We start from the raw sequence: 10,495 nt of genomic DNA, 5'->3' as shown, positions 1-10,495 counted from the left end.
CTCCGAGATCGGCGTGGGCACGGTCGCGGCCGGCGTCGCCAAGTCGCGCGCCGACCACATCACCATCTCCGGCTTCGAGGGCGGCACGGGCGCGAGCCCCCTGACCTCGCTGAAGCATGCCGGCTCGCCCTGGGAGATCGGCCTCGCCGAAACCCAGCAGACGCTGGTGCTGAACAAGCTGCGCGGCCGCGTCGCGCTGCAGGTCGATGGTGGCCTGCGCACGGGGCGGGACGTGATCATCGGCGCGCTTCTGGGCGCCGACGAGTTCGGCTTCTCGACCGCGCCGCTGATCGCGGCGGGCTGCATCATGATGCGCAAGTGCCATCTCAACACCTGCCCGGTCGGCGTGGCGACGCAGGACCCGGTGCTGCGCAAGCGCTTCAAGGGCCTGCCCGAGCATGTGGTGAACTACTTCTTCTTCGTGGCCGAGGATGTTCGCCGGCTGATGGCGGCGATGGGCTTCACCAAGATCGAGGAGCTGGTCGGTCGCTCGGACCTGCTCGACAAGCGCGACGCGATCGACCACTGGAAGGCCAAGGGCCTCGATTTTTCGAAGCTCTTCCACAAGGTCGATCTGCCCGAGGTGGCGATCCGCCATGTCGAGCGGCAGAAGCATCCGATCGACGAGGTGCTGGACCGCAGGCTGATCGCCGCCGCGCGGGGCGCGATCGAGACCGGCGAGCCCGTCGTGGTCGAGGAGACGATCTCGAACGTCGACCGCTCTGCCGGCGCCATGCTCTCGGGCGAGGTCGCCAAGGCGCATGGCCATGCCGGCCTGCCGGAGGACACCATCACGGTGAAGCTCAAGGGCACCTCCGGCCAGAGCTTCGCCTGCTTCCTGGCGGCGGGCGTGACGGTGGAACTCACCGGCCAGGCCAACGACTATGTCGGCAAGGGTCTGTCCGGCGGCAAGCTGATCGTGAAGCCGGACCCGGCCTCCAAGGCAGTTCCGGAGCGCTCGATCATCGTCGGCAATACGGTCCTCTACGGGGCGATCGCGGGCGAGGCCTATTTCCGCGGCGTCGCGGGCGAGCGCTTCGCGGTCCGCAATTCCGGCGCCATCGCGGTGGTGGAAGGCACCGGCGACCATGGCTGCGAATACATGACCGGCGGCGTCGTCGCGGTCATCGGTCAGACGGGGCGCAATTTCGCGGCCGGCATGTCGGGCGGGATCGCCTATGTGCTGGACGAGGACGGCACCTTCAAGTCGCGCTGCAACCTCTCCATGGTCGACCTGGAACCGGTCGAGGAGGAAGAGGAACTGATGGAGAGGCTGCACCATCACGGCGGTGATCTCGAGCATAAGGGCCGCATCGACATGGCCGACATGTCCGGCCATGACGACGAGCGCCTGATGCAGATGCTGACGAACCACTTCACCTATACGGGCTCGGCCAAGGCCCGCGCGATCCTCGACAACTGGGCGGATTACCGCACCAAATTCGTCAAGGTGATGCCGGTGGAGTATCGCCGCGCGCTGCGCGAGATGGAGCAGGCCCGCAGCTTGCAGGCCGCCGAATAAGGCACGCTATCCGCCGGGGCCCCGGGCCCCGGTTTCCCGATCAGGACAGTGATGCGCGGGCCTTGCCCGTGCCGACGGCGAGAGACAACGGTATGGGCAAGGTCACGGGCTTTCTCGAATACGACCGGCAGGAGCAGAAGTATCAGCTCGCCGGCGACCGCATCCGCCATTTCCGGGAGTTCACGCTCCCGCTGGAGGAGCGCGACGTCAAGAAGCAGGCGGCGCGCTGCATGGACTGCGGCATCCCCTTCTGCCATGGCCCGACCGGCTGCCCGGTGCACAACCAGATCCCGGACTGGAACGAGCTGGTCTATTCCGGCGGCTGGGAAGCGGCGCTGCGCAACCTGCATTCCACCAACAACTTCCCGGAGTTCACCGGCCGCATCTGCCCCGCGCCCTGCGAGGAAGCCTGCACGCTCAACCTCGAGAACATGCCGGTGACGATCAAGACGATCGAGCAGGCGATCGCCGACAAGGGCTGGCAAGAAGGCTGGATCGCGCCGGAAATCCCGGCCAAGCGCACGGGCAAGCGCATCGCGATCGTCGGCTCGGGGCCGGCCGGCATGGCCGCCGCCCAGCAGCTCGCCCGCGTCGGGCACGATGTCCATGTCTATGAGCGCGAGGCCAAGGCCGGCGGACTGCTGCGCTACGGCATTCCCGACTTCAAGATGGAAAAGAAGCATATCGACCGCCGCGTGAAGCAGATGGAGGCCGAGGGCGTCACCTTCCATTATGGGCAGAACATCGGCGTCACCGTGCCGTTCGAGACGCTGGTGGCCGGGCATGACGCCGTGCTGATGACGGGCGGCGCCGAATTGCCGCGCGATCCCGGCCTGCCGGACACCAATCTCGCCGGCGTGCATTACGCGATGCCCTACCTCACCCAGCAGAACAAGCGCGTGGGCGGGGAGGACGTCTCGCAGATCGAGCCGATCCTCGCCGGGGGCAAGCATGTCGTGGTGGTCGGCGGCGGTGACACGGCGTCCGACTGCGTCGGCACCGCCTTCCGCCAGGGCGCTCTCTCGGTGACGCAGCTCGACATCCGGCCGATGCCGCCTCAGATCGAGGACAAGCTGACCGTCTGGCCCTATTGGCCGACCAAGTTCCGCACCTCTTCTTCGCAGGCGGAGGGCGCCGAGCGCGAATTCCAGGCGGCGACGCTCGGGTTGGAAGGCCGCAATGGCCGGCTCACCGGCGTGAAATGCGCCCGTGTCGACGACAAGCGCAAGCCGATCCCCGGAACGGAGTTCGTGCTGCCGGCGGATCTCTGCTTCCTCGCCATCGGCTTTGCCGGGTCGATCGTCGAGGGCATGCTCGCCCAGGCCGGCGTGGCGATGGACAAGCGCTCCAACGTCGTGGCCGACGATCGCGGCTACAAGACCAGCGCCGAAAAGGTCTATGTCGCGGGCGACATGCGCCGCGGCCAGTCGCTGGTGGTCTGGGCGATCCGCGAGGGCCGCCAGGCGGCGCATGCGATCGACAAGGACCTGATGGGCGCGACGATCCTGCCGGTGTGAGGCGATCGGATCGGCGTCATGGTCGGGCTCGCCCCGACCATCTCAGGACCGATGCATTCTCGTCCCGAGCTTCTCGGGTCGTCGCTGTGCGCCGCCCGAGAACGACGAGGTTCTTCACCGCCTCCAGCGGACATCGTCCAGCCGTCCCGGAACCGGGTCGGGCGGGAGGCCTTGGGTGAAGAGGCGGTCGAGCGGCGGGGCGGCGTCGGCGGCGCCGCGCGCTTCGCTCAGCGAGGTCAGGAGGGGCTGGTCGGGCGCCGCTGAAGGTCCGGTCAGGGGCTGGATCGGTCCGGCCAGAGGGCGGGCACGCAAGGCGTCTGCGAGGCCGAGCATGGGCAGGCCCGCGACCATCTGGTCGATCATGCGTTCGACGCCGCTGGGTTGCAATTCGGGCGCCGTCGGCGCGGTTTGCGGCGGCAGGCCGGGCAGAGCGATGATGTCGGCCTTCGGTGCCGCCTCGATCAGGCGGCGGATCACGAGATCGACGAAATGCGCCGCCTTGCGGGCGCCGGCCTTGGTGAAATGCACGCCGTCGCCGAGCCGCAGCCGCGTGGTCTGGCCGGAGACGTCGGGGCCCGAGGCGGCATAGCGGTTCTCGGCATCGACGAAGCCGCCCCAAAGATCGACATAGGTGCCGCCGGTCTTTTCCGCGCGCTCGCGATACATCTCGTTCAGCATGACGAGGTCGGCCGAAAGCCGGGCGTTCTGCATGGGCGGCACGCCGACCCAGATCAGCGGGACGCGCTTTTCGGCGAAGGCCCTGGCGATGACGTCGACGCGCTCGCGGTAAAGCTCGCGCCAGCGCGGGCTCAGTGGCTCATGGACGAGCTCGCCCTCTCGCAGAGGCTGGCGGTCGTTCAACCCCACGAGAATGACGGCGATGGAGAGCTTCTGCTCGCCGGTCAGCAATTCGGACACCGCTTTGGGCCAGTCGTAGAAATCGCTGCGCACGAGCCCGGAATCGGCGCGGGCGCGCGCGATCACCTCGGCATCGGGACGATCGGCCAACGCATCCTCGAGCCCGTCGGCCAGGAGATTCGCCAGCGAGTCGCCGAGCACGACGATGTGGTGGGCGACATCGACCTTGGGCATGACGGGATCGTCCCTCACCACCACCGGGGCGGCCTTGCGGCGCAAAGCGGGTGCCGCGCTCCGCTGGCGCGGCTGCGCCTGAGGGCGTGTCGGCTGGGCCGGCAACTGCCAGAACATCTGAAACAGGCTGCGCTGCTGCGGCGGCTGCTGGGCGCGCGAGGGCAGGGCACCGGCCAGCATGAGCAGGACGGCGATAGCGAGGCACTTGGCGAGGGTGTTGGCGAGCGAGAGCAGGCGCATCCGTCATCCCGTTCGGGCGTCGGGGCGCAGCATAAGCCGCGCGCGCCGCGCTGTCAGCGGCCGCCGCGCATGCGGGCGAGCAGGGAGGGCGTGGGATACCCGTCGGCGATCTCGCCGACGCTGATCTGGTAGCGGCGCACCGCCTCGCGCGTGCCGGTGCCGATGCGGCCGTCCGCGTCATGGTCGTAGAGGCCGAGCGACTTCAGGCGCCGCTGCAGATCCTTGGTGGCGGCCATGTCGAGGCGGGCGGCCTTGACCGGCCAGTCGGCCTGGATCTCGGGGCGGCCCATGATGCGGTCGCCGAGATGGCCGACCGCGAGGGCGTAGGCGTCGGACGAATTGTATTTCTTGATGACGTCGAAATTGGCGGTGAGCAGCATCACCGGCCCGGTATGGCCTGCCGGATAGAACAGCCGGCCCTCGCCGGAAGAGGGCAGGGGGCGGCCATCGGCACGGGTGACGCCGGCGCTGCGGAAGGCGGCGAAGCTCGCCTTGTCCAGCCTGTGGTCGAAACCCTTCGGCAGTGCGACCTCCATACCCCAGGGCAGGCCCTGAACCCAGCCGAAGCTCTTCAGGTAATTGGCGGTGGAGGCGATGGCGTCGCTCGAGGAGGACCAGATGTCGGCATGGCCGTTGCCGGTCCAGTCGACGGCGTATTTCAGATAGCTCGACGGCATGAACTGGGTGTGGCCCATGGCGCCGGCCCAGGAGCCGCGCAATTCGTCACGCCCGGCATAGCCTTTCTCGATCAGCTCCAGCGCGACCAGCAATTCGTCGCGGAAGAAGTCGCCGCGATAGCGGATCGCGGCCAGCGTCGCGAGCGAGCGGATGACGTCCTTGTTGCCCTTGAACGAGCCGTAATTGGTCTCCATGCCCCAGACGCCGAGCACGACCTCCCTCGGCACGCCGTAGCGCGCCTCGACCTGGGCGAGCACGGCCGCATTCTCGGCCGCCACGGCCTGGCCGCGCCCGACCCGTCCACCGCCGACCGCGCTGTTGAGATAGCTCCAGATCGGAGCGCTGAACTCGGACTGCTTCTTCGTGAGGGCGACGATCGAATCATCCGGTGTGACGCCGCGGAAGGCGAGATCGAAGGTTTGGCGGGAGATGCCGCGCGCCTGCGCCTGCGGCCAGAGGCGCTGCAGGAAGATGTCGAAGTTCGCGCTGGCGGGCGTCGCGCTCGGTGCGCTGCGCGCCTTGGCCTGGCCGATCGAGCCCGTGACCTGCGCGGCCGCCGGGCTCAGGCTGATCAGGACCGAGGCGGCGAGAACGGTCAGGCGCATGAGGACTCCGGCTCTGTGGGACAGGAAAACACCTCCAGAGCGCCCGAACAAGATTAATCAGCGGTTAAGGCAATGTCCTCGCAGCGCAAGAACCGTCCGCGAGCGAGCCGATGAGAGGCTGTCACAGTGTCGCGTTCCGGGTTTTGAGGGCCTCTTCCCAGGCGAGGGCGTCGCGGACGATCTGCGCCAGGTCGTCATGGGCGGGCGTCCAGCCCAGTTCAGCGCGGATGCGGTCGGCCCTTGCGACCAGCGAGGCGGGATCGCCGGCGCGGCGCTCCGCGATGGTCACGGGAAAATCGACGCCGGAGACCTGCTTCACCACCTCCACCACCTCGCGCACCGAATAGCCGCGGCCATAGCCGCAATTCAGCGTGAGGCTCGTGCCACCCTCGCGCAGATGGTCGAGGGCCGCCAGATGGGCGCGGGCGAGATCGGTGACGTGGATATAGTCGCGGATGCAGGTGCCGTCCGGCGTGGCATAGTCGCTGCCGAAGATGGTGAGGCCGTCGCGCTGGCCGAGCGCCGCCTGGCTTGCGACCTTGATGAGATGCGTGGCGTTGGCGGACGACTGGCCCGAGCGGCCCTTCGGGTCGGCGCCGGCCACGTTGAAATAGCGCAGCACGACATAAGACAGGCTGTGCGCTTTGGCCGCATCCTGCAGCATCCATTCGCTCATGAGCTTCGAGCGGCCATAGGGATTGATCGGATGAAGCGCGATCTCCTCGGGCACGGGCGAGAGCGCCGGCTCGCCATAGACGGCCGCGGTCGAGGAAAAGATGATCCGCTTTACGCCGCCGCGCACGGCGCTTTCCAGCAGCGCGCGGGTCTTCACGGTATTGTTGTGATAATAGCCCAAGGGATCCTGGACCGATTCAGGAACCACGATCCGCGCCGCGAAATGTGCGATCTCGCTCACAGCATGCTCGGCGATGACGCGCCCGACCAGCTCCTGGTCGCCGATATCGCCCTGGACGAACACCGCCTCCGGCGGCACGGCGCGCCAGAATCCGGTCGACAGATCGTCCAGGACCACGACCTTTTCGCCCCGATCCAGGAGTTCCAGCACCATATGGCTGCCGATATAGCCGGCGCCGCCTGAAACCAGTATCGCCATGCGCCCCGTCTCCCTTCCAACCCGCCCCGCGCCCTGCCGTCGCGAAAAAGCATTGACGGGTCGTGAAGCGCTTTCTCCTATAGGGCGTCGTCGCCGGTTGCCAGCCTGCCGGCGTACTGTCGCTTTCCCCTGCCCGCCAACGGCGTTTGCCAAGGCATCAATGGACCTTTCATGACGAAACGCATCCGCAAGGCCGTCCTGCCCGTCGCCGGGCTCGGCACCCGCTTCCTGCCCGCGACCAAGGCCGTCCCCAAGGAGATGCTGACCGTCGTCGACCGGCCGGTGGTCCAGCATGTGGTGGACGAGGCGCGCGCGGCGGGCATCGAGCACATCGTCTTCGTCACCGGCCGCAACAAGGCCGTGATCGAGGATCATTTCGACATGGGCTACGAACTCGAGGACACGCTTGCCCGGCGCAACAAGACCAAGGAGCTGGAAGCGCTGAAGGCCGACCTGCCGGTCGCCGGCGGCACGAGCTTCACCCGCCAGCAAGCGCCGCTGGGCCTGGGCCATGCGGTCTGGTGCGCGCGCGAGATCGTCGGCGACGAGCCCTTCGCCCTGCTGCTGCCCGACATGCTGCATTACAGCCTGTCGGGGAAGGGCTGCCTCGCCGAAATGATCGAGGCCTATGAGCAGCATGGCGGCAACCACATCGCCGTCGCGCCCGTGCCCGAGGACCAGACCCATCAGTACGGCATCGTCGCGGTCGAGGATGCCAAGGCCAAGGTCACGAAGATCACCGGCATGGTCGAGAAGCCGGCCAAGGGCACCGCGCCCTCGAACCTGCATGTCAGCGGCCGCTACATCCTGCAGCCGACGATCTTCAACCTGCTCGCCAATCAGGAACCCGGTGCGGGCGGCGAGATCCAGCTGACCGACTCCATGATCGCGCTGTCCCATCAGGAGAGCTTCCATGCCGTGCGTTTCGACGGCGAGATCTACGATACCGGTTCCAAGATCGGCTTCCTGACCGCCAATGTCGCCTATGCGCTCGATCGCGGCGATCTCGGCCCGCAGCTGCGGGCCGAGATCGAGCGCCTGCTCGAACGCTGAGCGCCGCGCGGCCCTGCTTCCCCGGAGCGAAGGCAGCATCGTGGGGGAGATGAGCCGGTGAGCGATCAGAGCCTCGTCTTCGATCGCGCTCTGGGCCGTTCGCGGCTCCGGCGCGCGCTCGCGGGCGGCTATCCCGATTTCCTGCTCCAGCGCGTGGCCGGCGATCTGGACGAACGCCTGGGTGCCGTGCTGCGGCAGTTCGAAATCGCCGCCGATCTCGGCACGCCGCTGCCCGTCGCCGGGCCCATGCTGCAGGGAAAGGCCGGTCGACTCTGGCGGCTGGCGGAGGCGCCGGGCGCGCCTTGCGATCTCATCGGCGATCTCGAGCGGCTGCCCTTTGCCGCCGGCTCGCTCGATCTGGCCGTCTCGCTTCTGGCGCTTCAGGGCGTCAACGATCTGCCCGGCGCGCTGGTGCAGATCCGGCGCGCCCTGCGCCCGGACGGGCTGCTCATTGCCTGCATGCTCGGCGGACGCACGCTCCAGGAACTGCGGCAGGCGCTGCTGGAAGCCGAGAGCGAAACGACCGGGGGGGTCAGCCCCCGCATCGCCCCCTTCGGCGATCTGCGCGATCTGGGCGGGCTGTTGCAGCGCGCCGGCTTCGCGCTGCCGGTCATCGACAGCGAGATCGTGACGGTGCGTTATGGCGATGCCTTCGGCCTGATGCGCGATCTGCGTGCCATGGGCTGGGCAAATGGGCTGCTCGCCCGGCGGCGGACCCCGCTGCGGCGCGGGACCCTGCTTCGGGCCGCCGCGATCTATGCCGAGCGCTTCGCCGACCCGGACGGGCGCCTGCGCGCCACCTTCGAATGCGTCTGGCTCTCCGGCTGGGCGCCGCATGAGAGCCAGCAGAAGCCGCTGAAGCCTGGCTCCGCCAAGGCGCGGCTGGCCGACGCGCTGGGCGTACCGGAGATCAAGCCGGACCGGCACGATGGCTGAGCGGGCGCCGCGCCAGACCCGCGAGGCGTTCCGCCTCTTCCGCGCTATTCCGACGCGCTGGCACGACAACGACGCCTATGGCCACGTCAACAACACCGTCTACTACGCCTGGTTCGACACGGCGGTGAATGCCTGGCTGGCCGAGAACGGCTTTCTCGACATCGCCGGCAGCGAGACCATCGGGCTCGTGGTCGAAACGCGCTGCACCTATTTCGAGAGCGTCGCCTTTCCCGAAACCGTCGAGGCCGGCATCGCCGTCGAGCGGCTGGGCACCAGCTCGGTCACCTACCGCATCGGCATCTTCCGGCAGGGCGGGGAACTTGCGGCGGCGCAAGGCCGCTTCACCCATGTCTATGTCGGGCGCGCCGACCAGAAGCCGGTGCCGATCGCGCAGCCGCTGCGTGCGGCGCTGGCGAGGTTGAGCGGCTGATCAGGCGGTCAGCAGACCGCAATGCTCGGCGAACGGATCGAAATCGCGATCTTGGTGCAGCAGGTGATGCTTGTGCGCGATGCAGTATGTGGCGATCACGAGGTCTGCCGACTTCCGGATCGTGATGCCGCGAGCCCGCAGCCTGCGGTAGTGCCCGGCGGCTTGTGACGCCAGCTCGGCGTTCAGCATGGGCCGCATGTGGAATTGGCGCAGCCTGGTTTCGATCGCGGCGGCGTGAGCGTCGTCACGGGCGCCACGCAGCACCTCCAGAAGCACGATGTCGCCGACGAGGATCGATGCGGCGCTCTCGACGGCCTGCAGGCGGATGACCGCTTCGGAGGGAGCCCGGCGCAGCAGCGCGATCCAAACGGATGAATCAACCGCGATCACAGGCGCTCGGGATCGGACAGATCTGTCCTCATCTCGTCGAGATCACCTTCCCATCCCAGCCCTGCCAGCCCTTCGAGCGCACGCCTCGCCTTGTGTTCGCGCACGAGAATGCGCAACGCTTCCTCCACCGTGGCCCGCTTGGTCGAGAGGCCCGTGGCCGCCATTGCTTCGGACAGCAGTTTGTCGTCGAGCTCGATATTGGTGCGCATGCGTCGTCACCAGAAGATGTGTATAAGGTGTGTAATTTATACACATTCGATGCAGCTGCGACAAGCGACGGCCGCAAACATTGTCTCGCAGCCGCACACGGGTTATGCCCCCTTCCATCGCCCGCCGGACCGCCAGGAAGCCTGAGCCCGTGATTCCGAACGACATCAAGATCACCCCGCAGCTCGTCGCCGAGCACGGCCTCAAGCCGGACGAGTATCAGCGCTTCCTGCATCTGATCGGGCGCGAGCCTACGATCACCGAGCTCGGCATCGTCTCGGCGATGTGGAACGAGCACTGCTCGTACAAATCCTCGAAGATCCATCTGAAAACGCTGCCGACCAAGGCGCCTTGGGTCATCCAGGGCCCGGGCGAGAATGCCGGCGTGATCGACATCGGCGAGGGCCTCGCCATCGTGTTCAAGATGGAGAGCCACAACCACCCCTCCTTCATCGAGCCCTATCAGGGCGCGACCACGGGCGTCGGCGGTATCCTGCGCGATGTCTTCACCATGGGCGCACGGCCGATCGCGGTTCTGGATGCGCTGCGCTTCGGCTCGCCGGAGCATCTGCGCACGCGCCATCTGGTGTCCGGCGTGGTCGCGGGCATCGGCGGCTACGGCAATTCCTTCGGCGTGCCGAATGTCGGCGGCGCGACCGGTTTCCACAGCCGCTATGACGGCAACATCCTCGTCAACGCGATGGCGGTCGG

11 protein-coding genes are annotated in these 10,495 nt (G+C 67.7%); 6 read left to right on the top strand and 5 right to left on the bottom strand.

Going from position 1 to position 10,495, the window contains the following annotated elements; all coding sequences use genetic code 11:
- Both ACOJTB_RS11760 and ACOJTB_RS11755 read left to right on the top strand, forming a co-directional pair.
- Positions 1-1,522 (top strand): GltB/FmdC/FwdC-like GXGXG domain-containing protein (locus tag ACOJTB_RS11760; RefSeq protein WP_420102706.1); only part of this gene is annotated, 1,522 nt, incomplete at its 5' end.
- A 92-nt stretch (positions 1,523-1,614) separates the two neighbouring features.
- Entirely contained in the window at positions 1,615-3,039 is a 1,425-nt protein-coding gene (locus ACOJTB_RS11755; RefSeq protein WP_420102705.1) for a glutamate synthase subunit beta, read from the top strand.
- A gap of 114 nt (positions 3,040-3,153) precedes the next feature.
- On the opposite strand, the gene ACOJTB_RS11750 is transcribed toward ACOJTB_RS11755, so the two are convergent.
- The 3 genes from ACOJTB_RS11750 to galE form a co-directional block, all read right to left on the bottom strand.
- Positions 3,154-4,371: an SGNH/GDSL hydrolase family protein gene (locus tag ACOJTB_RS11750; RefSeq protein ID WP_420102704.1), complete on the bottom strand. Its 1,218-nt coding sequence runs from the start codon at positions 4,369-4,371 to the stop codon at positions 3,154-3,156.
- 53 nt (positions 4,372-4,424) lie between these two features.
- On the bottom strand, positions 4,425-5,654 hold the full coding sequence (locus ACOJTB_RS11745) for a lytic murein transglycosylase (protein WP_420102703.1): 1,230 nt from the start codon (positions 5,652-5,654) through the stop codon (positions 4,425-4,427).
- Between the two features lie 121 nt (positions 5,655-5,775).
- Positions 5,776-6,768, bottom strand: a complete 993-nt coding sequence (gene galE / locus ACOJTB_RS11740; protein ID WP_420102702.1) for a UDP-glucose 4-epimerase GalE — start codon at positions 6,766-6,768, stop codon at positions 5,776-5,778.
- A gap of 171 nt (positions 6,769-6,939) precedes the next feature.
- Between galE and galU the strand changes: the two genes are divergently transcribed.
- The 3 genes from galU to ACOJTB_RS11725 are packed head-to-tail and all read left to right on the top strand — an operon-like array spanning position 6,940 to position 9,187.
- A complete protein-coding gene (gene galU / locus ACOJTB_RS11735; protein WP_420102701.1) occupies positions 6,940-7,821 on the top strand; it encodes a UTP--glucose-1-phosphate uridylyltransferase GalU in 882 nt (293 codons plus the stop codon).
- 57 nt (positions 7,822-7,878) lie between these two features.
- Entirely contained in the window at positions 7,879-8,757 is an 879-nt protein-coding gene (locus tag ACOJTB_RS11730; RefSeq protein WP_420102700.1) for a methyltransferase domain-containing protein, read from the top strand.
- On the top strand, positions 8,750-9,187 hold the full coding sequence (locus tag ACOJTB_RS11725; RefSeq protein WP_420102699.1) for an acyl-CoA thioesterase: 438 nt from the start codon (positions 8,750-8,752) through the stop codon (positions 9,185-9,187). Before ACOJTB_RS11730 ends, ACOJTB_RS11725 begins: the two co-directional genes overlap by 8 nt.
- On the opposite strand, the gene vapC is transcribed toward ACOJTB_RS11725, so the two are convergent.
- Positions 9,188-9,577: a type II toxin-antitoxin system VapC family toxin gene (vapC, locus tag ACOJTB_RS11720; RefSeq protein WP_420102698.1), complete on the bottom strand. Its 390-nt coding sequence runs from the start codon at positions 9,575-9,577 to the stop codon at positions 9,188-9,190.
- Positions 9,574-9,786, bottom strand: a complete 213-nt coding sequence (locus ACOJTB_RS11715) for a type II toxin-antitoxin system VapB family antitoxin (protein ID WP_420102697.1) — start codon at positions 9,784-9,786, stop codon at positions 9,574-9,576. The genes vapC and ACOJTB_RS11715 overlap by 4 nt, the downstream gene beginning before the upstream one ends.
- Positions 9,787-9,938: 152 nt before the next feature.
- On the opposite strand from ACOJTB_RS11715, the gene ACOJTB_RS11710 reads away from it, so the two are divergent.
- A partial coding sequence (locus ACOJTB_RS11710) for an AIR synthase related protein (RefSeq protein ID WP_420102696.1) occupies positions 9,939-10,495 on the top strand: 557 nt, incomplete at its 3' end.

The organism is Allobosea sp., from assembly GCF_048595345.1.
Lineage (GTDB): Bacteria > Pseudomonadota > Alphaproteobacteria > Rhizobiales > Beijerinckiaceae > Allobosea.
Note: the sequence above shows the minus strand (reverse complement) of the source record. Positions and strands in the feature narration are given on the sequence as shown.